At 67.7% G+C, this 26,052-nt stretch carries 21 protein-coding genes and 1 tRNA gene; 12 read left to right on the top strand and 10 right to left on the bottom strand.

Translation table 11 applies throughout. From position 1 onward, the window contains the following. The first annotated feature begins 73 nt into the window (after positions 1-73). Positions 74-156: transfer RNA gene (locus AC1DDO_RS02685), tRNA-Leu, on the top strand. 157 nt (positions 157-313) lie between these two features. On the opposite strand, the gene AC1DDO_RS02680 is transcribed toward AC1DDO_RS02685, so the two are convergent. From AC1DDO_RS02680 to malQ, 4 genes are all read right to left on the bottom strand, one after another. Further along, positions 314-1,444, bottom strand: coding sequence for an AI-2E family transporter (locus tag AC1DDO_RS02680; RefSeq protein WP_476971393.1), 1,131 nt, complete (start codon positions 1,442-1,444; stop codon positions 314-316). A gap of 34 nt (positions 1,445-1,478) precedes the next feature. Beyond that, on the bottom strand, positions 1,479-2,999 hold the full coding sequence (locus AC1DDO_RS02675) for a CYTH and CHAD domain-containing protein (protein WP_476971392.1): 1,521 nt from the start codon (positions 2,997-2,999) through the stop codon (positions 1,479-1,481). A 247-nt stretch (positions 3,000-3,246) separates the two neighbouring features. Then, on the bottom strand, positions 3,247-4,365 hold the full coding sequence (locus tag AC1DDO_RS02670; RefSeq protein WP_476971391.1) for an alkaline phosphatase family protein: 1,119 nt from the start codon (positions 4,363-4,365) through the stop codon (positions 3,247-3,249). Positions 4,366-4,477: 112 nt separating this feature from the next. Continuing rightward, positions 4,478-6,715 (bottom strand): 4-alpha-glucanotransferase, encoded by a 2,238-nt coding sequence (gene malQ / locus AC1DDO_RS02665; protein WP_476971390.1) that lies wholly within the window; start codon positions 6,713-6,715, stop codon positions 4,478-4,480. Between the two features lie 167 nt (positions 6,716-6,882). Between malQ and AC1DDO_RS02660 the strand changes: the two genes are divergently transcribed. The 4 genes from AC1DDO_RS02660 (at position 6,883) to AC1DDO_RS02645 (ending at position 10,160) form a co-directional block, all read left to right on the top strand. Then, a complete protein-coding gene (locus tag AC1DDO_RS02660; RefSeq protein WP_476971389.1) occupies positions 6,883-7,041 on the top strand; it encodes a hypothetical protein in 159 nt (52 codons plus the stop codon). Beyond that, on the top strand, positions 7,038-7,802 hold the full coding sequence (locus tag AC1DDO_RS02655) for a M50 family metallopeptidase (protein ID WP_476971388.1): 765 nt from the start codon (positions 7,038-7,040) through the stop codon (positions 7,800-7,802). Before AC1DDO_RS02660 ends, AC1DDO_RS02655 begins: the two co-directional genes overlap by 4 nt. Before the next feature lie 44 nt (positions 7,803-7,846). After that, positions 7,847-8,914, top strand: coding sequence for a glutathione S-transferase family protein (locus tag AC1DDO_RS02650; RefSeq protein ID WP_476971387.1), 1,068 nt, complete (start codon positions 7,847-7,849; stop codon positions 8,912-8,914). A gap of 184 nt (positions 8,915-9,098) precedes the next feature. Next, positions 9,099-10,160, top strand: coding sequence for an FUSC family protein (locus AC1DDO_RS02645; protein WP_476868131.1), 1,062 nt, complete (start codon positions 9,099-9,101; stop codon positions 10,158-10,160). A 93-nt stretch (positions 10,161-10,253) separates the two neighbouring features. On the opposite strand, the gene AC1DDO_RS02640 is transcribed toward AC1DDO_RS02645, so the two are convergent. Genes AC1DDO_RS02640 through AC1DDO_RS02630 form a run of 3 tightly spaced genes read right to left on the bottom strand, consistent with a single transcriptional unit; the run spans position 10,254 to position 13,907 of the window. Then, the gene (locus tag AC1DDO_RS02640) at positions 10,254-11,168 is read right to left on the bottom strand and encodes a MaoC family dehydratase (RefSeq protein ID WP_476971386.1); all 915 of its coding nucleotides are present in this window, start codon (positions 11,166-11,168) and stop codon (positions 10,254-10,256) included. After that, the gene (locus AC1DDO_RS02635) at positions 11,165-12,505 is read right to left on the bottom strand and encodes a 3-oxoacyl-ACP reductase (RefSeq protein ID WP_476971385.1); all 1,341 of its coding nucleotides are present in this window, start codon (positions 12,503-12,505) and stop codon (positions 11,165-11,167) included. The genes AC1DDO_RS02640 and AC1DDO_RS02635 overlap by 4 nt, the downstream gene beginning before the upstream one ends. A gap of 10 nt (positions 12,506-12,515) precedes the next feature. After that, positions 12,516-13,907 carry an acetyl-CoA C-acetyltransferase gene (locus AC1DDO_RS02630; protein ID WP_476971384.1) on the bottom strand — a complete coding sequence of 464 codons (1,392 nt, stop codon included), beginning with the start codon at positions 13,905-13,907 and terminating at the stop codon, positions 12,516-12,518. 61 nt (positions 13,908-13,968) lie between these two features. Here AC1DDO_RS02630 and AC1DDO_RS02625 point away from each other — a divergent pair, with 61 nt between their 5' ends. After that, on the top strand, positions 13,969-14,742 hold the full coding sequence (locus AC1DDO_RS02625) for a TetR family transcriptional regulator (RefSeq protein ID WP_476971383.1): 774 nt from the start codon (positions 13,969-13,971) through the stop codon (positions 14,740-14,742). A 60-nt stretch (positions 14,743-14,802) separates the two neighbouring features. Beyond that, the gene (locus tag AC1DDO_RS02620; protein ID WP_476971382.1) at positions 14,803-16,983 is read left to right on the top strand and encodes an acyl-CoA dehydrogenase family protein; all 2,181 of its coding nucleotides are present in this window, start codon (positions 14,803-14,805) and stop codon (positions 16,981-16,983) included. A gap of 95 nt (positions 16,984-17,078) precedes the next feature. On the opposite strand, the gene glgA is transcribed toward AC1DDO_RS02620, so the two are convergent. After that, the gene (gene glgA / locus AC1DDO_RS02615) at positions 17,079-18,299 is read right to left on the bottom strand and encodes a glycogen synthase (RefSeq protein WP_476971381.1); all 1,221 of its coding nucleotides are present in this window, start codon (positions 18,297-18,299) and stop codon (positions 17,079-17,081) included. 102 nt (positions 18,300-18,401) lie between these two features. Between glgA and glgC the strand changes: the two genes are divergently transcribed. The 3 genes from glgC (at position 18,402) to AC1DDO_RS02600 (ending at position 21,947) form a co-directional block, all read left to right on the top strand. After that, on the top strand, positions 18,402-19,817 hold the full coding sequence (gene glgC / locus AC1DDO_RS02610; protein WP_441408632.1) for a glucose-1-phosphate adenylyltransferase: 1,416 nt from the start codon (positions 18,402-18,404) through the stop codon (positions 19,815-19,817). Between the two features lie 61 nt (positions 19,818-19,878). Then, a complete protein-coding gene (locus AC1DDO_RS02605) occupies positions 19,879-21,387 on the top strand; it encodes an SDR family NAD(P)-dependent oxidoreductase (protein WP_476971380.1) in 1,509 nt (502 codons plus the stop codon). Positions 21,388-21,479: 92 nt separating this feature from the next. Further along, positions 21,480-21,947, top strand: a complete 468-nt coding sequence (locus AC1DDO_RS02600) for a pyridoxamine 5'-phosphate oxidase family protein (protein ID WP_476971379.1) — start codon at positions 21,480-21,482, stop codon at positions 21,945-21,947. A gap of 51 nt (positions 21,948-21,998) precedes the next feature. Here AC1DDO_RS02600 and AC1DDO_RS02595 read toward each other — a convergent pair whose 3' ends face one another. Beyond that, entirely contained in the window at positions 21,999-22,442 is a 444-nt protein-coding gene (locus tag AC1DDO_RS02595; protein WP_476971378.1) for a universal stress protein, read from the bottom strand. Positions 22,443-22,734: 292 nt separating this feature from the next. Between AC1DDO_RS02595 and AC1DDO_RS02590 the strand changes: the two genes are divergently transcribed. After that, positions 22,735-23,466 carry a response regulator gene (locus AC1DDO_RS02590; protein ID WP_441408688.1) on the top strand — a complete coding sequence of 244 codons (732 nt, stop codon included), beginning with the start codon at positions 22,735-22,737 and terminating at the stop codon, positions 23,464-23,466. A 37-nt stretch (positions 23,467-23,503) separates the two neighbouring features. On the opposite strand, the gene AC1DDO_RS02585 is transcribed toward AC1DDO_RS02590, so the two are convergent. Next, positions 23,504-25,204, bottom strand: coding sequence for a GAF domain-containing sensor histidine kinase (locus tag AC1DDO_RS02585; protein ID WP_476971377.1), 1,701 nt, complete (start codon positions 25,202-25,204; stop codon positions 23,504-23,506). 157 nt (positions 25,205-25,361) lie between these two features. On the opposite strand from AC1DDO_RS02585, the gene AC1DDO_RS02580 reads away from it, so the two are divergent. Further along, entirely contained in the window at positions 25,362-25,859 is a 498-nt protein-coding gene (locus AC1DDO_RS02580) for a pyridoxamine 5'-phosphate oxidase family protein (RefSeq protein ID WP_476971376.1), read from the top strand. The last annotated feature ends 193 nt before the right edge of the window (positions 25,860-26,052 follow it).

Below are 26,052 nucleotides of genomic sequence, written 5' to 3'. Positions count from 1 at the left end.
TGCTAGAGTCTTTCTCGCTGCTTCCGAGAAAAGCAAAACGCTGAGAGGCGAAACGAACTCGGAATTACCACCTGCGCGGGTGGCGGAATGGCAGACGCGCTAGCTTGAGGTGCTAGTCCTCGAAAGGGGGTGGGGGTTCAAGTCCCCCTCCGCGCACAAGGGAAAACCCCTGGAATCCAAGGATTCCAGGGGTTTTTTTCTGTCTTCACCCAAGCGGGGGCCAGCCCGCTGCCGGGGACTGCCTCGATGTCCGGGGTGTGATTTCAAGCACATAGGATCCCCCGGTGACGAAGAGCTGAGACTACTGGGCAGGTTAACCAGCCGGCAGCTCTGGTTCGGGCAGCTCAGGTTCCGTCAGCCCAGGTTCCGTCAGCTTGGGCTCGGGCAGCGGATCGCGGCCGGTCCACGTCTTGAGGACAGTCCAGGCAACAGCCGTGATCGGCACGGCCAGCAACGCTCCAACGATGCCGGCGAGCAAAGTGCCGGCGGCCAGGACCAGCAGGATGGCCAGTCCGTGAATGCTGAGCACTTTGCCCATCAGGACCGGCTGCAGGAAGTGGTGTTCGAGTTGGTTGACCCCGATGACGACGGCCAGGACGATCAGCGCCTGGATCAGGCCGTTGGAGACCAAAGCGACGGCGACGGCGAGGGTGCCCGCCACTGTGGCGCCGACGATCGGGATGAAGCCGCCCATGAAGACGAACACACCCAGCGGAAGCGCCAGGGGTACGCCCATGATGGCGAGTGTAATCCCGACGACGAGACCGTCGATCGCGGCGACAATGGCGGTGCCGCGCACGTACCCGCCCAGGACGACAGTGCTGCGGTCTGCGGCCAGGCGTGCCTTGGCGCGCTGGTCGGCGGGAAGGAAACCGATGAGGAACGTCCGGATCTCGGGCCCGTCCTTGAGGAAGAAGAACAGCGTCACGACCATCAATACCGAGCCGGCGAATATTTCTCCCGCGGTACGGGCTCCCGTGATTGCCTCTGCACCGAAGGAGCTGGACGTGAAGAACTCCCGCACGGAGTTGATCGCGGCGGTGATCTGTTGGTCGCTGACGGGGACAGGTCCGGTATTGAGGAAGGAGTGCAGCTGGTCAACCCCGGCAGTCGCACGGGCCGAGAGCTCCGCCCACTGGCGGGAGACCAGGATCACGATACCGGCGATGACGCCGCCAACAACGGCGAGGATGGCCACGAACGCGGCGACGACGGCGAGGGCGCGCGGCCATGCGCGCCCGGTGAGCCAGCGGACCAGGGGGGAAATGGCCGCGGCCAGGATGACGGCAATCAGGACCGGAATCACGACGAGCGAAACGCGCGTCGCGGACCAGATGATCGCCCACGCGAGGGCGGCCACAGAAAGGGCCTGGACGGAACGGATGCTGGCGCGGCCGAGTCCGTCCGACCATAAGGCCGCTAAACCGGTGCGGAGTTCGGTCATTGGTGCCCTCTTTCGCAGCGCTGCGTCGTCGCGGTTACTCCCAGTGCAGGGGTTCCGGCCTGGAATTTTGCCAGGAGTCCAGGAAGCGCACGCGCGCTTCATTGCCGCGCTGTTGCTCCAGGGCGTGCAGTCTCCCGTAAGTGAATCCGCTGCCCGCGTCGGCAGCTGCCTGCGCGGCCAGCATCAGCAGGGTTTCCCTGGTGACCACGCTGTCCTGGAAATCTCCGAGCACTTCCTGGATTTCCTCCGCGGCCCGGGCCAGGGTGGTTGCTTGCTTGTCGAAAATCGGCGAGGCCGCTTCGGCCGCGTACCGCAGCCGCTTGGCGCTCTTGCGAACATCGTGGAGTGCGGCATCCTGCGACGTCCCGTCGGTGCCGCCGTTCAGGGACCGGACCGCTGCCTTCAGGCGTTTGCGGTCAGCCGAGACCAGCCGGCCAATCGTTCCCAGCGCTTCATTCCGGGCAGCGCCGGAAAGCGGAGGTGCGGCCAGGAAGGCATCGAGGGAATCGAGGAGACGGAAGTAGCGGTCACTGTCCAGTGCCTCCAAACCTGCGGCGCGGCCCTGAAGCTGGATGGTGCCGAGCTGCTCCTCGATTTGCCGGGCCACCGGACCGATCAGCAACTCCGGCGGCTCGGCATCGAGCATGTCCTTCAGCCTGGCGCGGATGACCTCGGTGTCCCGCGCCTGGCCTACCGTGCCGGCGAGCCATTGGAGTTCGGCCCGCAGGAACGTGGACGACGTCGTGTCCGTCAGCTTCCGAAAGGTCGCCAGCGCCGACCGCAACCTGCGCGCGGCCACCCTGAGCTGGTGCACGGCATCGGGCGCATCGACGCGGACTTCGGGGTCATGGACTTTCAAGGCCCGGACTTGTTGGAAGATGTAGGCCAGCATGACATCCGACGCCGGCCCGCGCCGTCGTGGTTTTGGCGCCGGTGCCGGTTCCCCGGGATACCTGGCGCCGAGCGCCCTGGCGAGCTTGGAGGGCAGGGCGGAGACCGGGACACCCTCTGCGGCCAGCACTTCGTCAGCGTCCTGGAGCAGCGCCCTGGGGCCGTCGGCGAGTTCAATTTCCCATTCCCGCCACCGCGACGGTTCCGCCGGCGGCAACAGGAATTGTGCCTCAACGCGGTCATCGCTGAACCTGGCCAGGAGTGCGGCATCGGCGGCGTACAAAGGGGTCGAGCTCCGGCTGGTCCTGATACGCGCCACAGGCACCAGCGCGTGGTTGCGGGTGTGAACCAGCACCAACTGGCGCAGACGCTCCGGCACGGCCTCCTGATCGGCTCCGAGCGGCTCCGTGATCTCCCGCCGCTCCCCCGCGGCGACCGGGAGTTTGAGGTGCCAGCCCGCATCCGGGCCACCGGACCGGCGGCGCAGGGTGATCCGCCGTGCGGCCAGCGCCAGTGCCTGGGTGTCAAAGTAAACCGCGTCCAACTGTTCGCTTACGGGTTCCCCCACGCGATCTACGCCCTGTATTGATGCCAGCCTCGGCAGGGCGTCGGATTCGGAAGGGCTGTATTTGTGTTCCACCTCAATCACTTCGGAACCAGCCATGATCCATTCTAGGAACCGGCATGCACTTCCGGCACGTGTCCAAAGCCCTTTTATCGCAGCACCCGGGTGCACAGATTTCGCGGGCAAGGGTGGACGTGGCGAAGCTCCGACCAAATAGCGGTTGACCGGAGCTTCGGGACCATTATGGGCAGTGTTTGCTGTGTGTTCGCCGGGAAGCGGCGGGCGCCGTCGTCGGTGGCTGTGAATTGCCGCGCACAACCCGGGCCGGCTGCACCGGGCAGCAGCGCTATTGGTTGAGCATGTCGCTCATGAGGGGCGCGTTGCGGACGTTGTCGGTCAGGGGCTGAAGCCCCCACAGGTCCTCGACAGTGTGCAGCAGGGAGTAGTGCGAGTAGGCCGCATTGGACGTGAAGCCTCTGCGTGCGGCCGGCCCGGCAAAGACTGTGGCCACCCGGTTGTCGTCCTTGCTGCCCTCATCCCAGGTGACCACCAGCAGGGAATTCTGCGTCGTGAAGGCCGGCGACCCCAGGATTTTCGGTACCTCGCGGGAGAGCCAGCCGTCCCCGGTGCCGATGGGACAGTCGTGGGTGTCGTTGCACAGGTCAGGGGTGATGAAGGAGTAGTCCGGCAGGGTCGCCGCCGATTGCAGGTCCTGGTCCAGCCGGGAAAACGGCACAACATGGTCTGAGCACGAGGCCAAGTCGCCCGTCACGGCGGGGTAATACATGAACGGATTGTGCCTCACCGCATACCGCCGGGAGTCCTGCGCGGTGCAGGGCGCGGGCATGCCTTCGGCGTACATTTTCCAGGTGCGCCCGGATTGCTGGATCTCATCGGCGATGGAGCGCACATTGGCCGTGCAGGACTTCGGTTTGCAGTTGCTGGTGATTCCCGCGTTGGTCCCGCTGGTCAGGGCGAGGTAATTGGGAAGGCTTGGGTGCATGATCGCCCGGTAGTTGGCGGCCACCGAGAACTCTGCCGCGAGCATGTTGAAGTAGCCCGCCTCGCTGGCGCCCATGATCTCCGAGGCCGCCTTGTTTTCCTGCACGATCACCACGATGTGCCGGATGCCGCCGCCCTGCGGTCCCGGCGCCGGGTGCGGTGCCGGCTGTGCGAAATACGGGGACGGTGGCGGGCTCGCGGCGGGAGGGGTGCCTTGGCCCGGCGGCGCCTGCTCGGCAGGCGGGGCTGTAGCCGGCGGCGAGTCCGTGGCTGTGGCCTCAGGAGGCGGGGCGTCGGTGGAGGGCGCTTCGGAGAAGGGCGCTCCGGAGGACGGGGCTTCGGAGGAGGGGGCTTCGGGGGGCGCCGGCGGGCCGGCCTGGAAGGGGTGCACCGCGGTGCACCCCGCCAGCATCATCGCCAGCGCCCACCCGCCGGCCAAAAAACCTCGGCCGATCCGCGTCATCGGACCATGCTAGCGGCCGGCATCGGTGCAGCCAATGCTGCCCGCAGTTCAGGTCTCAGGAATTGCTCAGGTCGCTGAGGTGATCGTTCAGGGCACAGCTGAAGTACCCGCGTCAGTCCCCTTGATGCAGCGCTTCCCGGACGGTGCCCAGCAGGGACAGGAACCGCTCGTTCCCGGGCAGGTCATCGATCAGCACCACGCCCTCGGGAGCGGCCAGCGGGATCCGCCAGTTCGGGTACTCGGTGCTGGTGCCCGGCTGGTTTTGGGTCCGGGTCTCCCCCACTGCGTCCACGAGCGCCACGCCCAGCAGCGAGGACGGGGCCAGCGCCGTGTACGCGTAGAGCGCCTCCACCGTGGTCCGGACATCCGGGCCCTGCCCGTCCGAGGGGTCCTGAGTGTCCATCAACAGTCCGCGGGCCCGGACCTGGGCCAGCACGGCTTCCTGCTCGGCTGCCGCCTCCGCGCGTTCGTCCTCCACAGGGCGCCGCAACAGTCCCAGAGACTCCCGCAAAGTGACATGTTCGCCGGCAAGGTAACCGGCTGTCGGGGGCAGATCGTGGGTGTTGACGCTGGTCAGGCACTGCCGGCGGTAGCGCTCCGGCGGAATCGGGCCGTCGGCGTCGTGCTCGAACCAGAGAATCGATGTGCCGAATATCCCCCGCTCGGCCAGGTAGTCGCGGACCCACGGCTCGAACACGCCCAGGTCCTCGCCGATCACGATCGCCCCCGCCCGTTGCGCCTCAAGTGCCAGGATGCCGATCAGGGCTTCGTAGTCGTAATGGACATACGTGCCGCTCTCCGGGCCTGCCCCGGCAGGGATCCACCACAACCGGAACAAGCCAAGGATATGGTCCACGCGGATGCCGCCGGCGTGCCGCAGCACAGTCCGGAGCATGTCCCGGTAGGCGGCATACCCGGATTCGGCGAGCCGGCCCGGATGCCACGGCGGCTGCGACCAGTTCTGGCCCAGCTGGTTGAACATGTCCGGGGGTGCGCCCACGGTCACGCCGCGGGCCAGGACGCCGGCCAGCGTCCAGGCATCGGCGCCGCCAGGATTTACCCCGACGGCAAGGTCATGTACGACGCCGATCCCCATGCCCGCGTGGTGCGCCGAGCGCTGGGCCGCCTCGAGTTGCTGGTCGCAGAGCCACTGGAGCCAGCAGTGGAATTCGATCCGGCCCGCGAGCCGCGGCCGCTGCTCGACGCAATACGGCGATTCCGGGGTTGCCGCCGCACCGGCCCACTCCGGCGCCGTCGGCGGCAGCTCTTCGGCGAGTGCACACCACAGCGCAAAGTCTTCGAGCCCCTTGCCCTGATCGGCGCGGAAGTCCGCGAAGTCCCGGGAGCGCGCCGGACCGCGGCGCACCGCAAACACGCGTTCCAGGGCCGCGAGTTTCCCGGCGTAACTGGCGTTGCGGTCCAGCAGGTCTCGGGACCGGTTGGCTGCCTGCAGGCTTTCGGCCAGGCCCGCGACCTCGGCCCGGCCGGCGGCGTCGAGGTAACCGTATTCGGGGATTTCCTCCACCCGCAGGTAGAGCGGGTTGAAAAAGCGCCGTGTGGTGGGCAGGTACGGCGAGTCCTCCACGGGCGGCACCGGTTCGGCGGCGTGCAGCGGGTTGACCAGCACAAAGCTGGCCCCCTGCCCACCTGCAACGGTCGCGAGGTCGCTGAGGTCCGCAAAGTCGCCAATCCCCCACGACCGGGAGGACCGCACGGAGTACAGCTGGGCCGTCAGCCCCCAGGTGCGGCGTCCCGCAATCGGGGCAGGGGTTCGGAGTTGGCCGGGTGTGACCACCAGCGGACACTGCGCCAGGGTGCCGCCGGCGTCCGCGTGCAGGGTGTGCCAGCCGAGGGCGAGGTCGCCGGGAATGGTGAACGTGGCACGGCCGGTGAGGACGCCGTCGACGTCGACCGGCTGGTCCCAGTTCTCCTGCTGGGTGGCCTCATGCCTGCCGCCGTCTTCGGCGTCGATCCAGACCCGGACTCCGGCCCCGTGCGGTACGTGGACGTCCACGGGGGTCTCCCGTCCCTCCCTTAGCACCAGAACCGGGGGGAGGATGCGCCGCCAGGGCGCCAGCCGGGACTCCGACAGGGAACGTTGCTGTTCGCCGGGCCCGTCGGCGGGGACGCCCAGGGCCGCCAGCACGGCACGGAGCGTGCCGGCCGCCACGGACCGTTCCATGCCGTCCCAGCCCCAGTAGCTCGTGTCCACACCGTGGGCCGCGGCGAGTTCGCGCAGGAGCGCATCCGCCGCATCTATGTTCCCGGGGCTCCCGGGGCTCCCGGGGCTCACTGGGACTTCTACGTCGTCGGAGTCGTCGGGGTTCTCGAGGAAGGTGCGGTCCGCCATGCGCCCACTCTAGACGCTGCCCCCACGCCCCGCGCCCCCTCCGAGGAGATGGGATTTATCTACCAGTTTCGAGGTGTTCCTTGGAGCCATTCCCTTACACAGGCGCGCGGCCCGGCCCGTCGGTCCGTTTAGGCGCCGCCACGGCGTCCGCGCTAGCCTTGCATTCTATGGTTGACGTCGAACGGTTCCGGGTCCTGCTGCACGAGGAACGTGACCGGAAGCTTGCCCTCCTGCCCACCCTTCATGGCGCCCCGATTCCGGAGGGCCGGCTGGAGGCCGCGCCCTTGGCCCCGCATTGCATCGGGCACGCCTCGGGCCGGGCATGACCGGGCTCGGCCTGCCCGCGGAACCGAACCTCGCCGTGACGTGGTGGGAGCGGATCGTTGCAGGTTTCTCGCACGCTCCCAGTCCGCACGTGACCAGCACCGAGCTCGTCGTCGTGATCGTGCTGGCCGTCGCACTGTCTTTGCCGCGCCTGACGTGGCGCTACTTTGGCCTGCTTGGCACCGTGACCCACGAACTCGGCCACGCGTTTGCCGCCCTGACCACCGGCCAGCGGCTCGGCGGCATCCGGCTGGGCCTGGACCACTCCGGCACCACCACGACGTACAGCAGGAGCCGGCTCTCGGCCGCCTGGTCGACTTTTTGGGGCTACCCCGTTCCCGCCGTCGTCGGCGCCCTGATGGTGTGGTGCGGTTTCAACGGCTGGGGCCCGGCCGCGATGTCAGTGGGCACGCTGATCCTGCTGGCCTCATTCCTCTTCCTCCGCAACGGCGTCGGGCTCCTCATCACCGCCGCAGCGGTGCTGGCCGCCGCGCTCCTGGTGCTGTTCGTGCCGCCGGCGTTCAACGGACACGTGATGATCGTGCTCGGACTCGCGCTCATGGTCGCTGCCGTCCGGGACCTCGGCAAACTCGCCAACGTCCATCTGCGGCACCGTGAGAGGCTGCCGACGTCTGATGCCTATCTGCTCGCCCAGGCTACCTCTGTTCCTGCCGTGATGTGGATTGCACTCTTCGCCGCGGTAGTGGCCGGTGCCTGGTGGTTTGCCTGGCAGCCGATGGCGCCGGTGTTCACGGCACTCTAGCAACGGAGTTCGGGCCATCTATTTCCCGGCCTTAGGCTGGGACCATGAGCCAGACTACCCACACCGACGATCCCGGATTCAGCACCAAAGGCGCCTACGTGACCGGCGGCGCGGAATTCACCCGGGACACCAACTACATTGAGGACCGGATCACCCGGGACGGCGCACCGGGGAGCAACGGCGAGCCGGGCTGGCCGGTGGAGCCGGGACGCTACCGCCTCATCGCGGCGCGCGCGTGCCCGTGGGCCAACCGCACAGTGATCGTGCGGCGGTTGCTCGGCCTGGAGGACGTCATCTCGCTCGGCCAGCCCGGCCCCACCCACGACGTCCGGTCCTGGACGTTTGACCTGGACCCGGATGGCACGGACCCCGTCCTGGGGATTGAGCGCATCCAGGACGCCTACTTCCGCCGCTTCCCCGACTACCCCCGCGGGATCACCGTCCCGGCGATCGTGGACGTTCCGAGCGGACAGGTAGTGACGAACGACTTTGCCCAGATCACCCTCGACTTTTCCACGGAATGGGAACAGTTCCACCGGGCCGGGGCCCCGCAGCTGTACCCGGAGCACCTGAGGGATGAGATCGACGCCGTCAACAGGCGGGTCTTCACCGAGGTGAACAACGGCGTCTACCGGTGTGGCTTTGCCGGTTCCCAGGAGACGTACGACGCCGCCTACGACCGGCTCTGGACGGCCCTGGACTGGCTCGAAGAACGGCTGGCAGGGCAGCGTTACCTTGTGGGCGACACCATCACCGAGGCAGATGTCCGCCTGTTCACCACACTGGCCCGCTTCGACGCCGTCTACCACGGCCACTTCAAGTGCAACCGGCAAAAGCTCAGCGAGATGCCGGTCCTGTGGGCTTACGCCCGCGATCTGTTCCAGACGCCCGGATTCGGCGACACCACCGACTTCGTCCAGATCAAGCAGCACTACTACATCGTTCATGAGGACATCAATCCCACCGGAGTGGTCCCCCGCGGCCCCGAACTGGGCAACTGGCTCTCGGAACACGGCCGCGAAGCGCTGGGCGGCCGGCCGTTCGGTACCGGCACACCGCCGGGACCGGTCCGCGCCGGTGAAGAGGTCACCCCCGGACACGGCGCTGCCTGAGCGGTCCCCCGGCCGGTCCGTCCGTGAAGTGACCACAGCCGCGGCTGGTTAGTCCACTTGTCGCAGCACGCTTCCGGCCCTAGGGTGAGCCGGGATGGTCACCCCAGAAAAGACAGCCGGCAGCCCACCCTCCGCGCCGCGCCGATGGTCCCGCAACGTTTCCCATGCCGTCTCCGCGGCAATCCTGTGGCCCCGGCTCCAGCTGGCCCTGAAGGCGGGACTGGCCGCGGGCATCGCCTTCGCGATCGCTCCCTTCATGCCCGGCTCCGCTGCCGAGTACCCGTACTACGCCCCGCTCGGCGCCCTGGTGGCCATGTACGAGAACGTTGCCGGTTCCATGCGCCAGGGCCTCCAGACGCTCGTCGGCCTGGCGATCGGCGTCGGCCTCGCGTTCATGCTCTTCAGCCTCGGTTCGCCCACTCCGCTCACGGTCGCCCTGGTCATGGCCCTGGGCGTAATCCTGGCCGGGCTGCCGAAGATCGGCTCGGGCCGGGACTGGATCCCGACGGCGGCGCTCCTGGTGCTGCTGGTCGGCGGACATAATCCGGACACGTTCTCCTTCGGGTACCTCTTCCAGATGGGCGTCGGCGTCACGGTGGGCATCATCGTGAACCTGCTGGTCTTCCCGCCGCTGCATTTCCGGGCCGCCGCCCTGAGCATCGCGGAATTGCGCCAGGCCCTCGCCCAGCAACTCTGGGACATGGGCAAGGCCCTGAAGGAAAGCTGGCCGCCGGAACATCAAAACTGGTCGCGCCGCTCGGAAGCGCTCGCGGCACACGCCCGGTCCGTGCGCCTCGCCGTGGAGAAGGCCGACGCCAGCCGTCAGGCCAATCCCCGCCGCCACCTGCATCCGCACGACTTGGACCTCGATTACCGGAGCCTGCGGGACCTCGAGCGGCTGACGTTCCACGTCCAGGACGTGACCCAGGTGCTCTCCGAGGTCATCTGGGACGAGGACACCCCGTTCGTGATTCCGGACGCCTACGCGGCGCCTCTCGCGGACGCCCTGTCCTCCGTCGGCGACGTCCTCCGTGCCATGGAGGAAGAACAGCCCGAACGCCAGGCCGAGCTGGCCGTCACCGCCGATGCGGGGATCAACGAACTCACCGCCCGGCTGGGCTCCGAAGAGCACAGCAAGGATGCCCCGAGCGCGGTGGAATCCATCCTCCTGAGCCTGCACCGGATGCTGAAGGTGGCCACGCCCGGCAGGCCAGAGGCACAACCCGGGGCCCAACCGGCGGCATAGGTCGGACATAGGTCACAACAGGCCAACCCGCCCACAGGCCAGGCAACGGAGCGCACCGCCAGCCGGGAAGGCGTGCGGCAGGAACGACGGCGGCTACGGCAGCGCCGCGACGGAACCGCTGAAGTGCCGGCGCCCGGAGAGTGCGTTCCACGCCACGTAGTCGGAGCGCTGCCAGGCGCCGCCGTCGGCCTGCATGCTGCTGATGTCCAGCGCCACCCGGGCCGGCAGGAACACCGGCGCCTCGAACGCCACGTCCCAGCTGAACGAATCCCCTCTGACGGCGCCGACGTCGGCCAGCGCCCGCGACGCCAGGTACATGCCGTGGGCAAGGGAACGGCGGAGCCCCAAGGCCTTGGCCGTCAGGACGCTGAGATGGATGGGGTTGAAATCGCCGGACACGGCCGCGTAGGCGCGCCCGGTGTCGACGCCCAGCTGCCACAGGGCCGTCGGATCCGGCACCGAGAACGGCGGTGGCGTCACGGGCACTGAGGGCTTGTCGATCCCCGGAAGGAAAACGCCCTTGGCCAGATAGGTCGAGACCCCGCGCCAGCTGAGGTCCTCCTGCCCTGCGGTACGGACCTCCGCCACGAGGTCGAGCTGGGTGCCGGCCCGGTGCCCACGCAGGTTCTCCACACGGGCCCGAATATCCAAGGCCTGGCTGAACAGAACCGGCGCGGACTGCACCACCTTATTGTTCAGGTGGATCATGCCGAGCAGCGGCAGCGGGAAATCGTCCCGGTTCATGACGCTCATGGCCAGCGGAAACGCCAGGGCATGGATAAAACCGGCGGGGAGGACGTCGCTCGCGCTCTCGCCGATCAGGTGCTGATAGGCGGTGAGGTTGGCTACGTCCGCCTTCACGCCACGGACCTCGTGAGTGTAGGCCGGCAGTTCGGTGCCGCCGTGGGTGCCCAGCACCCGGCGACGTGCCGCAGCGGCCGCCGCGTTGACGTAGAGCTTGGACAGGGCAGGCATCTCGCCCAGGATGACGGTCTGGGAACCGCTCATGCGCCGACCAGGTTTTGCCCGCAGACCCGCAGCACCTCCCCGGAGATTCCGCCCGCGGCGTCGCTGGCCAGGAACGCGATAGCCTCGGCGACGTCGCCCGGCTGCCCGCCCTGCTGGAGGGAATTGAGCCGCCGGGCCACTTCGCGGGTGGCGAAGGGGATCCTGGCGGTCATCTCGGTTTCGATGAATCCCGGGGCCACGGCGTTGACGGACCCGCCGCGCTCGCCGATCAGCGGAGCCGTGGCGCGCACCATGCCAATCACTCCAGCCTTGGACGCGGCATAGTTGGTCTGGCCGCGGTTTCCGGCGATGCCGCTCGTGGAGGCCACGGACACTATGCGGGGCGATTCACCGAAGTGGTCCGAGGCCAAGAGTGCCTGGTTGATCCGCAGCTGCGCGGCGATGTTGACGCCGATCACGGAGTTCCAGCGGCCCGCGTCCATGTTGGCCAGCAGCTTGTCACGGGTGATTCCGGCGTTGTGGATCATGATGTCCAGCCGGCCGTGGCGTGCCGCCGCGTGCTCGATAATCCGCTGTCCAGCGTCCTCGCGGCTGATGTCCAGCTGCAGCGCGGTCCCGCGGACCTCGTTGGCCACCTCCGCAAGGTGGTCCCCGGCCGCCGGAATGTCGACGAGGATCAGCGTGGCGCCGTCGCGGTGCAGGGTGCGGGCGATCGCGGCCCCGATTCCCCGGGCGGCGCCGGTCACGACGGCCACCTTGCCGGCCAGCGGCTTGTCGACGGCGTCGGGCAGCTGCCCCGCGCCCGAGCTGACAGTCAGGAACTGCCCGTCCACGAACGCCGAGCGGCCCGACAGGAAGAACCGCACTGCACCGAGCGTTCCGGGGCTGGTGGTCCCGGCACCGTCGGCGAGCAGGATGCCGTTCCCGGTGGCGCCGGCGCGGAGTTCCTTCGCCAGCGACCGCAGGAGACCGTCCACGCCCTGCCGGGCCGCTGCCGCCGCCGGATCCGCGGCGGCATGCGCCGTGCGGGACACGGTGATGACGCGGCTGTTCCGGGCGAGATCACGCAGGGAGCTGGCGGCGGTGAGAACCGGTATCTCCAGGTCGGCGGGGTGGGCCAGTTCGTCCAGGACCAGGATGATGGCGCCGAGCTTTTCCTTGGGTATCGCGTGGCGGCGGACGTCCAGGTTCCAGGCCAGGAGTGTGGCGGCGAGGTCGTCGGCGCCCCTGGTTGACCCCTGGACCAGGACGGGACCTTCAATGAGGGGGACGCCGGGCTGGTACCGCCGGAGGGCCACCGGCTGTGGGAGCCCGAGCCGCTTGGCGATGTCCTTGCCGAGTCCGTGGCTGACGAACTGCGTGTATTTGTCGCTCATCCGATGCTCCTTAGAGTGCTTCGAGGATTGCGACGACGCCCTGGCCGCCGGCGGCGCAGATGGAGACAAGGCCGCGGGCCGGGCGCCCGTTGACCTGGCCGGTGGTGTGCAGGGTCTTGGCCAGCGACGCCACGATCCGGCCGCCGGTGGCAGCGAAGGGGTGTCCGGCGGCGAGCGATGAGCCGTTGACGTTCAGTTTGGAACGGTCGATGCTGCCGAAGGCACCGTCCAGGCCGAGGCGGGTGCGGCCGAATTCCTCGTCCTCCCAGGCGGCCAGGGTGCTCAGCACCGTGCCGGCGAAGGCCTCGTGGATCTCGAAGAAGTCGATGTCATCGAGGGTGAGGTTGTGCCGTGCGAGCAGCCGGGGCACCGCGAACGCCGGCGCCATGAGAAGCCCGTCCTTGCCGTGGACGAAGTCGACGGCGGCAGCCTCGCCGTCGACTACGGTGGCGAGCTTGGGGAGGTCGTGGGCGTCGGCCCATTCCTCGGAGGCGAGCAGCACGGTGGAGGCGCCGTCGGTCAGCGGGGTGGAGTTGCCGGCCGTCATGGTCGCCTCGGCGCCGAGGTTTTTGCCGAATACGGGCTTGAGCGTGGCCAGCTTCTCCAGGCTGGTATCGGCCCGCAGGTTCGAGTCGCGGCTCAGGCCACGGTAGGGGGTCAGGAGGTCGTCGAAGAAGCCGGCGTCGTAGGCTGCGGCAAGGTTCCGGTGGCTGTTGAAGGCGAGCTCATCCTGGGCCTCGCGTGTGATCTTCCACTGTGCAGTGGTCAGCGCCTGGTGCTCGCCCATGGACAGTCCGGTCCGCGGCTCCCCCGTGTTGGGGGCATCGGGGGCGAGGTCCTTGGGCCGGAGCCGGCTGAGCACCTGCAGCTTCCGGGACACCGTTTTGGCGCGGTTGAGGTCCAGGAGCACCTCGCGGAGTCCTTCGCTGACGGCGATGGGGGCGTCGGAGGCCGAGTCGACGCCGCCGGCGATTGCGGACTCGATCTGGCCCAGCTTGATCTTGTTGGCCAGGCCGAGCACCGTTTCAAGGCCGGTGGCGCAGGCCTGCTGGAGGTCGTATGCCGGGGTCTCGGCGGAAAGGGCCGAGCCGAGCACTGCTTCCCGGGTGAGGTTGAAATCGCGGGAGTGCTTCAGGACAGCTCCGGCAGCGACTTCGCCGATCCGCTCATCCTGGAGGCCGAAGCGGGCGATCAGTCCGTCCAGGGCGGCGGTCAGCATGTCCTGGTTGGAGGACTTGGTGTACGCGCCGCCGGTCCGGGCGAACGGGATGCGGTTGCCGCCCACCACCACAGCCTTGCGGAGCCGCGCCGAGGCGGCGGGCGCCTCCCCTGCTGCGGCTGGTGCGGCAGCTGATTCGGCGGCTGGTTGGGGGCGGGGTACTGACTGTCCGTTGACGGACATGGGCTGTCTCCTTCAATCAAAACGGTTACCGATACCCAGCGTACCTGATACGCTGGGTATCGTGAACATCTCCGACGCAACCGCGCCCGACGGGCACACCGCCGTCGACGGCCGCGCTTCCCGCTGGCAGTCGCACCGCGAGGAACGGCGGCGGGAGCTCATCAAATCGGCCCGGCGGGCCGTGCACGCCCTTGGCAGCGACGCCTCCATGGAGGACATCGCCGCGGCCGCGGGAACGTCAAAGTCTGTCTTCTACCGCTATTTCGGCGACAAAGCCGGGCTCCAGCAGGCCGTCGGCGAGGTGGTCCTGAGCCAGATGCAGCGGCGCATCCAGGAGGCGGCCCAGAGCGCCCAGACCCCCCGCGAAGGCCTGTTCGCCATGGTGTCCGCCTACCTGCAGATGGCCGAGACCAGCCCGAATGTCTATACCTTCGTCACCCGCCACGCCCCGGGCGAAGCGGATGCCGCCAGCGCGCCGGTTTCCACCGCCGGTGCGTTGAGCCACTTCTTCGCCGCCATCAGCGACATGATTGCCCGGCCCATGCGCAGCCACCTGGGCAGCGGCCAGGACAAGGAAGCCGTGATCGGCTACTGGCCGAACGCCGCGATCGGCCTGGTTCGGAACGCCGGAGAGCAGTGGCTGGCCAGCCCGCCCGGGCCCGCCAAGCCAGACCAGGAAGCCATGGCCCGGCAGATCACGGACTGGCTCTGCTTCGGAATCGCGCCCGAACTGCAGTCAACGGCCCCGGCGCAGGCCGGTCAATCGAACCAGGGCGGCCCGGCGGGCGAGGACACGGCCCAGTCCGGACACGCCGGTCCCACGCCTACGAACTGAATTGCCAGAACTAGAGATTGTCAGAACCAGAGATTGTCAGAACCAAAGAAGGAAATCGACATGACTGAACTAGCCGACCGCACCACCGGCAACGCGCCACGCCGCACGCCGCGACCACAACTGCCGGCCGAACCCACAGCAGCCGGCCGCGACGGCGCGCAACCCGGCTCCCGACCCGGCTCCGCTGAAGAGCCCGCCGTCGACGTCGCGGCCCTGGGCAAACAGCTGCTCGGCCAGTGGGCCGACATCCGCCTGGCGTCCAGGGCCCTCGCCGGCCGCCGGGAACTGCACAAGATCGAGGGGCTGACCCACACCGAGCACCGCCGGCGCGCGTTCGGACAGCTCAAGATCCTCGTCGACAATGGTGCCGTCCACCGCGCCTTCCCGGTCTCCGTGGGCGGCTCGGACGATCACGGCGGGAACGTGGCCGGCTTCCAGGAGCTGGTCATCGCCGACCCGTCACTGCAGATCAAGGCCGGCGTCCAGTGGGGACTCTTCGGCTCCGCCGTGAACCACCTCGGCACCGCCGACCACCACGCCAAGTGGCTGCCGGGCATCATGAGCCTGGAGATCCCGGGCTGCTTCGCCATGACCGAGACCGGCCACGGATCCGACGTCGCGAGCATCGCCACCACCGCCACCTACGACCCCGCAGCCGGGGAGTTCGTGGTCCACACGCCGTTCCGGGCCGCGTGGAAGGACTACATCGGCAACGCCGCCTCCGATGGCCTGGCCGCCGTCGTGTTCGCCCAGCTGGTGACCAAGGGCGTCAACCACGGCGTGCACGCGTTCTACATGGACCTCCGGGATCCCGAGACCAAGGAGTTCCTGCCGGGCATCGGCGGAGAGGACGACGGCGTCAAGGGCGGCCTGAACGGCATCGACAACGGCCGGCTGCACTTCACCCAGGTCCGGATCCCGCGCACCAACCTGCTGAACCGCTACGGCGACGTCGACGCCGAGGGCAACTACACCTCCCCCATCGCCAGCCCGGGCCGCCGCTTCTTCACCATGCTCGGCACGCTGGTCCAGGGCCGGGTCTCGCTCGACGGCGCCGCCGTGACGGCGTCGAAGCTGGCCCTGAAAACCGCCATCCAGTACGCCACGGAACGCAGGCAGTTCAATGCCTCCTCCCAGGCCGACGAGGAGGTTCTGCTCGACTACCAGCGGCACCAGCGCCGGCTCTTCACCCGGCTGGCCACCACGTACGCCGCGAGCTTCGCCAGCGAGCAGCTGCTGCAGAAGTTCGACGACGTCTTTTCGGGCCGTCACGACACCGACGAGGACCGGCAGGACCTCGAAACCCTCGCGGCCGCCCTCAAGCCGCTCAGCACCTGGCACGCCCTGGACACCCTGCAGGAATGCCGCGAGGCCTGCGGCGGCGCCGGCTTCCTGATCGAGAACCGCTTCGCCTCGCTCCGTGCAGACCTGGACGTGTACGCCACGTTCGAGGGCGACAACACTGTCCTGCTGCAGCTGGTCGCCAAGCGCCTGCTGGCCGACTACGCCAAGGAATTCCGCAGCGTGAACTTCGGCGTGCTGGCCCGCTACGTCGTGGGCCAGGCCACCGGCGTCGCCATCCACCGCACCGGGCTGCGCGGCGTCGCCCAGTTCGTGGCGGACACCGGATCAGTGCAGAAGGCTGCCCTGGCAATCAAGGACGAAGCCAGCCAGCGGACGCTGCTGACGGACCGGGTCCAGACCATGGTGGCGGAGGTCGCCTCAGCCCTCAAGGGCGCGAACAGGCTCCCGCAGGAGCAGGGCGCCGCCTTGTTCAACGCCCACCAGCACGAACTCATCGAAGCGGCCCAGGCCCACGCGGAGTTGCTGCAGTGGGAGGCCTTCACCGAGGCCCTCGGGAAAGTGACCGACCCCGGCACGCACAAGGTCCTGACGTGGCTGCGTGATCTCTTCGGCCTGTCCCTCATCGAGAAAAACCTGGCCTGGTACCTCATGAACGGCAGGCTCTCCATGCAGCGCGGCCGCACCGTGGGCGAGTACATCAACCGCCTGCTCGTGAAGATCCGCCCCCACGCCATCGACCTCGTGGACGCCTTCGGCTACGGTCCGGAGCACCTCCGCGCGGAGATCTCCACCGGCGCGGAAAAGGCCCGCCAGGACGAGGCCCGGGATTACTTCCGGAAGCAGCGCGCCAGCGGCCAGGCGCCCCTGGATGAAAAGATCCTGCTTGCACGCGCGGCCCACGGGACAAAAGGCTCCGGCGCACGGGCCACCCGCTAACAGCTCCGCGTCAACTGAACCGGCCGGATTACGACGACGGCGCCGCCCCCTCAGCCGGGGCGGCGCCGTCGTCGGTCTGCTGTTTGAATGCTTTCTCAGGAGTCCTTGCTGGGCGCCGATTTGTCTAGCACTGAGCGGTAGACCTCGAGTGTGGTCTCGGTGATGGACTCCCAGGAGAAGTGCTCCTCGGCCCTGCGCCGGCCGGCCACGCCCATGGCGCGCGCCCGGGCGGGATCGGACACCACGTCGATGAGTGCCTCGGCAAAGTCGGTGACGAACTTCTCCGGGTCCAGCGGGATGCCAGTACCGTCGGTGACCTGTTCGATCGGGACGAGAAGTCCGGTCTCGCCGTGCCGGACAACTTCGGGGATGCCGCCGGTGGCGCTTGCCACGACGGCGGCGCCGCACGCCATCGCCTCGAGGTTCACGATGCCCAGCGGCTCGTAGATGGACGGGCACGCGAACGCCGTCGCGTGGCTCAGCACCTGGATGACCTCCTTGCGGGGAAGCATCCGCTCGATCAGGATCACGCCGCTGCGCTGGCTCTGCAGCTCCTCGATCAGGCGTGCCGTTTCGGCCGCCAGTTCCGGAGTGTCGGCGGCTCCCAGGCACAGGACGAGCTGGACGTCGGCCGGAAGCTTGGCGGCGGCCCGCAACAGGTACGGAACGCCCTTCTGCCGGGTGTTCCGGCCGACGAAGACTACGCTGGGCCGGTCCGGATCGATGCCGAGCGCACGGATGATGTCATCGTCCTCGTCCCGGGTCCAGTGGCTGACATCGATGCCGTTGTGGACCACCCTGACCTTGGCCGGGTCAACGTCCGGGTAGCTGCGCAGGATGTCCTGGCGCATCCCTTCCGAGACGGCGATGATGGCGGCGGCGGCCTCATAGGCGGTCTTTTCGACCCAGGAGGAGACGGCGTATCCGCCACCGAGCTGCTCGGCCTTCCACGGTCGCAGCGGCTCCAGGCTGTGGGCGCTAAGGACATGCGGGATGCCGTGGAGCAGCGACGCGATATGTCCGGCCATGTTGGCGTACCAGGTGTGGGAGTGGACCAGATCCGCGCCGGCGATGTCCGGGACGATCCTCAGGTCCACCCCGAGGGTCTGGATGGCGGCGTTTGCTGAACCCAGGTCTTCGGGCACGGAGTACGACGTGACAGTCGCCCCGTGATACCCGGGCTCACGGGGCGCGCCGAAGGCACGCACCTGTAGGTCCACATGTTGGGCCAGCACCCTGCTGAGCTCGGCCACATGGACTCCGGCGCCGCCGTAGATTTCCGGCGGGAATTCTTTAGTCACAATATCTATTCGCACATGCACCAAGGTAGTCGTTACGGTGGAACTGATCTAGTGTGAAGACGTTCGGGCATGCCGGACTGTTTTGGGGAGTAACGAAGGCGTTCAGGAGCGATCACCATGCCGCATCAAAAGAAAGTCTTGGCAATTGTCCTCGCAGGTGGCGAGGGAAACCGGCTCATGCCGTTGACGGCGGACCGGGCCAAGCCGGGCGTGCCCTTTGCCGGGAGCTACCGGCTTATTGACTTTGCCCTTTCCAATCTTGTGAATTCCCGGTATCTGCAAATTGTGGTGCTGACGCAATACAAGTCGCACAGCCTTGACCGGCACATTTCCGAAACGTGGCGTTTGTCCACCCAATTGGGCAACTACGTGGCCTCCGTTCCAGCCCAGCAGCGCGTCGGCAAGAGCTGGTTCCTGGGCAGCGCCAACGCCATCTACCAGTCCCTGAACCTGATCCATGACGCCAATCCCGACATCGTCGTCGTGGTCGGCGCAGACCACGTCTACCGGATGGACTTCTCCCAGATGGTGGCCCAACACGTGGCCAGCGGGGCCAAGGCAACTGTGGCCGCCGTCCGCCAGCCGCTGCACATGGCGGACCAGTTCGGCGTGATCGAAACGGACGCGGAGAACCCGGACAAGATCGCCGCGTTCGTCGAAAAGCCGTCCTCGACGCCCGGCCTCGCGGCCGATCCGAGCCAGTTCCTGGCCTCCATGGGCAACTACGTGTTCGACGCCGACGCCCTGGTCGAAGCCCTCCACGTTGACGCCGAGCGCCTGGACACCAAGCACGACATGGGCGGGGACATCATCCCCTACTTCGTCACCAAGGGTGAGGCCGGCGTTTACGACTTCACCCTCAACGACATTCCCGGATCGACCGAACGGGACCGCACCTACTGGCGCGACGTCGGCACCATCGACTCGTTCTACGACGCCCACATGGACCTCATCTCCCCCGTCCCTGTGTTCAACCTCTATAACTCCGAATGGCCGATCTACACCCGGCAGAGCGTCTCGCCGCCGGCCAAGTTCGTGCGCGGCAAATCCAACACGGTAGGCACCGCCCTCGATTCCATCGTGGCCAACGGCGTCGTCGTCTCCGGCGGCATCGTGGAGGGCTCCGTACTCTCCAACGACGTCTACGTCGGCACGTCCAGCCGGGTCCTGGATTCCGTCCTGATGGACAAGGTCAATGTGGGCGAGGGCGCGGTGATCAAGCGTGCCATCCTCGACAAGAACGTCAAGGTTCCTGCCGGGGCCGCGATCGGTCTCGACCCCGAGCTGGATCGCGCCCGCGGATTCAAGGTTACCGACTCCGGAATCACGGTCCTGTCCAAGGGGCAGCTGGTGCCGGATCCCAGCGACGCGGAACGTGCGCTCTCGGCCGCCAACCTGCGCCTGGTGCCGTCGGCCGTTCTTTCCGCCACGGAAAACTGGCCCGAAATGCGGGAGTCAGTGGACAAGGTCGCAGATGTGCAGGCCGCCGCCGTAGGTGCGGACGCCTCCGGCAAGCAAACTCCCACGGCTTAGCCCGGCGGGGGCCCGGCGCTGGCGTAAGGCCGGGCTCCCCGCACCCTGTAAAATTAGGGCAATGAGCTCCCCCGATCTGTCCTCCGATCTCCCCTCTGCCGAGCCTGGTGTCGCCGGGTCCGGCGCTGCCGAGTTGACCCCGGAGGAAATCCGCGCCTGCCTGAAGGTCCTGAACACGATCCACGCCTACGACGAGGAGCACCCGGACTACGTTTCCGTGCGCCGCGCCACCGGGAAGATGTTCAAGGCCGTCAAGCGCCACCGGCGGGTCAGCAAGCGCGACGAGATCGCCGAAGCGGACCGCGCCGTGATCGCCCAGACGGCGACGGCGGCCCCCGACAGGATCGACGACGAGACGCGCGGCAACAAGCTTGCCCCGTCCGCAACCGGCGAGATCGCAGGGCACCTGATCAGGTCCCGGCCGTGCTACATCTGCAAGCAGCACTACACGCAGGTGGACGCCTTCTACCACCAGCTGTGCCCCGAATGCGCATCCTTCAGCCACACCAAGCGCGACGCCCGGACCGATCTGACCGGCCGCAGGGCCCTCCTCACCGGTGGCCGGGCCAAGATCGGCATGTACATCGCGCTCCGGCTCCTGCGCGATGGCGCCCACACGACGATCACCACCCGGTTCCCCAAGGACGCTGCCCGCCGCTTCGCCGCGATGGAGGACAGCGCCGACTGGCTGCACCGGCTCCGGATCGTGGGCATCGACCTCCGCGACCCGTCCCAAGTGATGGCCCTGACAGATTCGCTCGACGCAGCGGGGCCGCTGGACATCATCATCAACAACGCGGCCCAGACGGTACGCCGCTCCGGAAACGCCTACAAGCCCCTCGTAGACGCCGAGGACGAGCCGCTGCCCGCCGCCCTCCAGGCCGCCAACGGCGGACCCGAGCTTGTGACATTCGGCCACGCCCATGACAAGCACCCGCTTGCCCTGGCCAGCACCGTGCTCGAACACCCCGTGCTCGCCGGGGACGCGATCACCTCACTGGCGCTGTCCACCGGTTCCGCATCGCTGGAGCGCATTGCCTCCGGTACCGCCATCGACGCCGGCGGACTGGTGCCGGACCTCGCCACAATCAACAGCTGGACCCAGGTGGTGGACGAGGTGGACCCACTCGAGATGCTCGAAGTGCAGCTGTGCAACGTGACAGCTCCGTTCCTGCTGGTCAGCCGGTTGCGCGGGGCAATGAAGCGCTCCACCGCCCGGCGGAAGTACATCGTCAACGTCAGCGCCATGGAGGGCCAGTTCTCCCGCGCCTACAAGGGCCCCGGGCACCCGCACACCAACATGGCCAAGGCGGCGCTGAACATGATGACGCGCACCAGCGCCCAGGAAATGCTCGACGCCGACGGCATCCTGATGACAGCCGTGGACACGGGCTGGATCACGGACGAACGGCCGCACTACACCAAGGTCCGCCTCATGGAAGAGGGCTTCCATGCACCCCTTGACCTGGTTGACGGCGCGGCCCGCGTTTACGACCCTATCGTGATGGGCGAGACCGGCGAGGACCAGTACGGCGTCTTCCTGAAGGACTACAAGCCCAGTCCCTGGTGACCGGCGGCCCGCGCGGCGTACGGCCCGCACGTGCGCACCGCGGGTCTTATGGCCCTAATCGAGGTCCGGGACGGTCCGTAACGTGGCTCCACATGGACACCACCTCGCCCACGCCGGACTACTCGCTGACCATGGACCAGTGCTGGGCCCTGCTCGACACCGAAGTCGTGGGGCGCGTGGCACTGATCGTGGACAGCCATCCAGAGATCTTTCCGGTGAATTTCGTGCTGGAGCGGCGGAGGATTGTCTTCCGCACCTCCGGCGGGACGAAGTTGTGGGGCGCCATCACGGGCAAGCCGGTGGCATTCGAGATCGACGGCTATGACGCCCCTGGCGAGTCGGCCTGGAGCGTGATGGCCCGCGGCGAAGCCGAGCTCATCGAAAGCCAGGACGAGAAGGATGCGGCGGACGCCCTGCTCCTGGAGCCCTGGCAGCCGGGCGAGAAGGCCTACTACGTACGTGTGGCGCCCAATGCGCTCACCGGTCGGCGCTTCAAGGTCAACAAGCCCGATCTGTGGACCACGCGCCTGTCGGATCCGCGGCGCTCTTCATTCGAGTAAGGCCCGGCATTCGAGACAGGCATGGCATTCGAGTCAGGCACGGCGCGGGCGTCAGGCCTTCTCCGGTGCGTGAACCACCAGCACGGGGCAATGAGCGTGCGCCACACAGGCGGAGCTGACCGAACCCAGCAGCAGGCCGCCGAACCCGCCGCGGCCGCGGCGGCCGAGCACGAGCATGTCCGCCGACTTGCTCTCGTCGATGAGGATGTTGCGGGGGTGGCCCTGGACGAGGCGGATCTCGACGTTCCCAGGAGTCTCTGGGCCGAAGGCCTTCGCTACCGCCTCGTTGAGGATCTCCCCGGCCCGGACGTCGAAGTCGCCAATGCCGACGGCGACGTAGCCGTCGTACACGGGCGGATAGTCCCAGCACGCCAAGGCGACCACTTTGGCGGACAGGGGCACGGCGAGGCCCTGGGCCTGCCGCAGCGCCTCCACCGAAGCCTCCGAGCCGTCTACGCCTACAACGATCGTGCGCACGTCCCTGGCTTCGTTCATCGGTGATCCTTGCCCTCGTGCCGGCCGGACATCCTGCCCGGTTTGGCGACGCTCCCATAATTTCGCCCGGCCCTCCCGGCGGCTAGGGCCAAAAGACATCCAGCCATCGGTCCGGCACCGACCCGGGGCGCAGGCGGAAGCCAGCGAAGGCGGTGCGGACGGCGGCCGGAGCCGGCCGGCTGGGCACTATGACCCTTGTCCGTGGCCCCGCCGTGCAGAAGAATGGCAGGGCTGGGGTACGTCGATGAACTACAGGATCAAGCGGTCCACCAAGCGGCCGGACGGGAGAATCATGATTGCCTGGGCAGACGCAGGTCTCACTGCATCCGAGGGTATGCAGTCGGTGATGCGCGTCTTTATCCTTGATGACCACGAGCTCGTCAGGCGCGGGCTCCAGGAACTCCTCGAAGGCGAAGGGTTCGTGGTGGTTGGCAGTTCCGGCTCCGCGGTGGAGGCGACGCGCCGGATTCCCGCCCTGCACCCCGATGTCTGTGTGCTGGACGCCCGCCTTCCGGACGGGACCGGCATTGAAGTCTGCCGCGACGTGCGGTCAGTGGACCCGTCCTTGAACTGCATCATCCTGACGAGTTTCGACGACGAACAGGCCCTCCGTGGCGCTGTCCTGGCCGGGGCGCGCGGATACGTGCTTAAGGAGATCGGCGGAACTGACCTGATCGGCGCCCTGCGGCGGGCAGCAGCGGGCGAGTCCCTCTTCGATGAGGGCGTCGCCGCCGGCGTCGTGGACAGCCTCGTAGAGGCCGAGGAAGTGGACCCCCGTACGGCCTCCCTCACACCCCAGGAACGCAAGGTACTGGAACTGGTGGGCGGCGGACTGACGAACCGGCAGATTGCCGCGGAAATGTTCCTGGCGGAAAAGACCGTCAAGAACTATGTATCCTCACTGCTGGCCAAGCTCGGATTCGAACGCCGCACCCAGGCAGCGGTCTTCATCGCCAGCCCGGCATATCCGGTAGCCTCCGCCGGGAGTGCCACGGACGGGACGCGGCCGCACAGCGTTAGGTAGGCGCGATTCGGTAGGCGTCGGCCAACGGGGACACTAACTAAAGCGGCACCGACCATTCCAGGCTGGTCCCGGCGTCGGGCGCGCTCGTGATGGTGCATTCGCCGTCGAGCATCCGCGCACGGTCCTCGAGATTGCTCAGCCCGTTGCGCTTTCCCGGCTGGGCAAATCCGGCGCCGTTGTCGCTGATCACCACCGTCACGCGGCCCTTGACAACGGCAACCGAGACCGAGATGGTGTCCGCCCCGGAGTGCCGGATGGCGTTGCTGAGCCCTTCGGAGACTACCGCCACGACGTTGTCCGCCTTATCCGGCGTCACGGCATCGACGGGTCCTGTGATGGTCAGGCGCGGGGCGAAGGGCATGGATTTCGAGGAGCTCCGGGTGACCCGGCGGATCCGGCCGCTCAGCAGTTCAGTAACGCCGGTGTTGCTCTTCAGCGAGTAGATGGTGTCACGCAGGCTGCGGATCGCCTCGTCGAGTTCGCCGGTGATGTTGCGGATGCGCTCCATCGCCAGCTCCTCCCTGGTGAACCGGGTGAGGCTTTGCACGCTCAGTCCGGCCGCGAACAGCCGCTGGATGACGAGGTCGTGCAGGTCGCGGGCGATCCTGTCCCGGTCCGTGAAGACCAGGAGCTCTTCGCGCAGCCGGTGCACGCGGGACAGTTCCAGGGCCAGGGCCACGTGGGAGCCGAAGACGGCGCCCATTTCGATGTCTGTCCGGGTGTAGCGGACCGAATCCTTGTTCCGTGCCAGCAGCAGCAGGCCGTGGTGGGCGCCCTGGGTGCTAAGTGCCACGGCCAGCAGCGGCCCGGTCACGCCGGCGTCGACCTCCCCGACCACCTCCGAGGCGTCGTCGAACAGCAGCGGCTCGCCGCCGTCGAGAACCTCGTCCAGGAGTTCTGATTCCAGGTGCAGTGACCGTCCCGAAAACGCGATGCCGCGCTCACCGGCAACACCGACCACCACGTGGGCAACGCCGTTGGCGGCGGGCGCCACCAGCAGGGCGAGGTCGGACGCGGACTCCTGGAGCGCGCGGCCGGCGATGGGATCCAGGCCGCCGGAGGTGTAGTCACGGTCCGTGCTCAGCATCAGCCCGGAGACGTCCATGCAGGCCTCCAGCCAGCGGGCCCTGCGGCGGGCGTCGTCGTAGAGCCTGGCATTCTCGATGGCCACGCCGGCGGCTGCCGCCAAGGCGACGGCCAGGGCCTCGTCCTCGGCGCTGAAGTCTTCGCCGCCTATTTTTTCCGTCAGGTACAGGTTCCCGAACACCACGTCGCGGACGCGGACCGGGACCCCCAGGAACGACTGCATGGGCGGGTGGTGCGCCGGGAAGCCGTAGGCCTCGGGGTGCTGGCGAAGATCATGCAGCCGCAGGGGCCGGGGGTCCGTGATCAGGAGGCCGAGCACGCCATGCCCGGTCGGCAGCGGACCGATCCTCCGGGCCAGTTCGCCATCGATACCGACGGTGATGAAGTGGCTCAGCGCGTGGTCATCACCGATCACTCCCATTGCACCAAACCGGGCATGGAGCAACCGGCAGGCCGATTCGACCACGCGTTCCAGGACGGCATCCAGGCTCAGGTCCTCGGCCAGGGCGACGACCGCTTCCAGCAGGCCGGCCATGCGTTCCTTGGATTGGAGCAGCTCTTCCGCGCGGGCGCCGAATCCCGTCAGAAGTTCCTCGACGGCAGAATTTGGCGCGGATACGGTATGGCCTGAACTCTCACCCGTTGAATGCATGTTATTGCCCCCAATCGCTCCGGCCACTGTCGACGCTGACGGCCCTATGCCAGAATACAGTGAACCACTCAGGAAGGCCTCAGATTTCGCAGTTTTTCCCGGGGCTTGGGTCCATTTGCCCTATCCGCCGTCGGCCCGTCCGCGTACGCTCTCGTGCATGACTACTGATTCGAACCCGGGCGGTCACGAGTCAAAGGACCAGGCCCACACGGTGGAAAACCTCGAGCATCACGAATGCTGGGAGCTATTGCGCAGCGTCTCGGTCGGCAGGCTGGCGGTGTGGGTGGACGACCATCCGGACATCTTCCCCCTCAACTACAAGGTGGACCACGGTTCGCTGGTCTTCCGGACCGCGGAGGGCACCAAGCTGCAGGCGGCCACCGGGGACACGCCGGTGGCGTTGGAAGCGGACGGCGTGGACGCGGACACCGGGGTCGCCTGGAGCGTTGTGGTTAAAGGCCAGGCCGCGCCGGTGCAGAACCCCCAGGAAGTCATGGACACCGTGGGCCTGCTGCTGTTCCCGTGGCAGGCCGGCCAAAAGGAACACTTCGTCCGGATCACGCCGGACACCATCACCGGCCGGCGCTTCAAAGTGGTGCCGCCGATGACGTGGTGGACGCCGCTGGACGACTCCACCCGCACCGGCCTCGAATAACCCCAAAACACCACATGCGCTATCAGTTAGAGCTGCCCTGAGGGCGGCAGAGTCATATGGTCGCAGCAACGCTCTGATTGATGGAGCGTTAGATGGCCAGAGTGTTTTCCCTGGATGCGCGCACTGAATTCTTCGATTTGGTATGCGCAGGGATGTCGATCCTGGGTGCCGCCCGGCGTGTCGGTGCGTCGGG

Source organism: Arthrobacter sp. 10N43, assembly GCF_056394525.1.
This window is presented reverse-complemented; position numbering and strand designations above follow the sequence as displayed.

Bases quoted from the DNA above. Each gene is read 5' to 3' on its own strand.
- AC1DDO_RS02680 (WP_476971393.1), bottom strand. From the start codon at position 1,444: ATGACCGAACTCCGCACCGGTTTAGCGGCCTTATGGTCGGACGGACTC.
- AC1DDO_RS02675 (WP_476971392.1), bottom strand. From the start codon at position 2,999: ATGGCTGGTTCCGAAGTGATTGAGGTGGAACACAAATACAGCCCTTCC.
- AC1DDO_RS02670 (WP_476971391.1), bottom strand. From the start codon at position 4,365: ATGACGCGGATCGGCCGAGGTTTTTTGGCCGGCGGGTGGGCGCTGGCG.
- malQ (WP_476971390.1), bottom strand. From the start codon at position 6,715: ATGGCGGACCGCACCTTCCTCGAGAACCCCGACGACTCCGACGACGTA.
- AC1DDO_RS02660 (WP_476971389.1), top strand. From the start codon at position 6,883: ATGGTTGACGTCGAACGGTTCCGGGTCCTGCTGCACGAGGAACGTGAC.
- AC1DDO_RS02655 (WP_476971388.1), top strand. From the start codon at position 7,038: ATGACCGGGCTCGGCCTGCCCGCGGAACCGAACCTCGCCGTGACGTGG.
- AC1DDO_RS02650 (WP_476971387.1), top strand. From the start codon at position 7,847: ATGAGCCAGACTACCCACACCGACGATCCCGGATTCAGCACCAAAGGC.
- AC1DDO_RS02640 (WP_476971386.1), bottom strand. From the start codon at position 11,168: ATGAGCGGTTCCCAGACCGTCATCCTGGGCGAGATGCCTGCCCTGTCC.
- AC1DDO_RS02635 (WP_476971385.1), bottom strand. From the start codon at position 12,505: ATGAGCGACAAATACACGCAGTTCGTCAGCCACGGACTCGGCAAGGAC.
- AC1DDO_RS02630 (WP_476971384.1), bottom strand. From the start codon at position 13,907: ATGTCCGTCAACGGACAGTCAGTACCCCGCCCCCAACCAGCCGCCGAA.
- AC1DDO_RS02620 (WP_476971382.1), top strand. From the start codon at position 14,803: ATGACTGAACTAGCCGACCGCACCACCGGCAACGCGCCACGCCGCACG.
- glgC (WP_441408632.1), top strand. From the start codon at position 18,402: ATGCCGCATCAAAAGAAAGTCTTGGCAATTGTCCTCGCAGGTGGCGAG.
- AC1DDO_RS02605 (WP_476971380.1), top strand. From the start codon at position 19,879: ATGAGCTCCCCCGATCTGTCCTCCGATCTCCCCTCTGCCGAGCCTGGT.
- AC1DDO_RS02600 (WP_476971379.1), top strand. From the start codon at position 21,480: ATGGACACCACCTCGCCCACGCCGGACTACTCGCTGACCATGGACCAG.
- AC1DDO_RS02595 (WP_476971378.1), bottom strand. From the start codon at position 22,442: ATGAACGAAGCCAGGGACGTGCGCACGATCGTTGTAGGCGTAGACGGC.
- AC1DDO_RS02590 (WP_441408688.1), top strand. From the start codon at position 22,735: ATGATTGCCTGGGCAGACGCAGGTCTCACTGCATCCGAGGGTATGCAG.
- AC1DDO_RS02585 (WP_476971377.1), bottom strand. From the start codon at position 25,204: ATGCATTCAACGGGTGAGAGTTCAGGCCATACCGTATCCGCGCCAAAT.
- AC1DDO_RS02580 (WP_476971376.1), top strand. From the start codon at position 25,362: ATGACTACTGATTCGAACCCGGGCGGTCACGAGTCAAAGGACCAGGCC.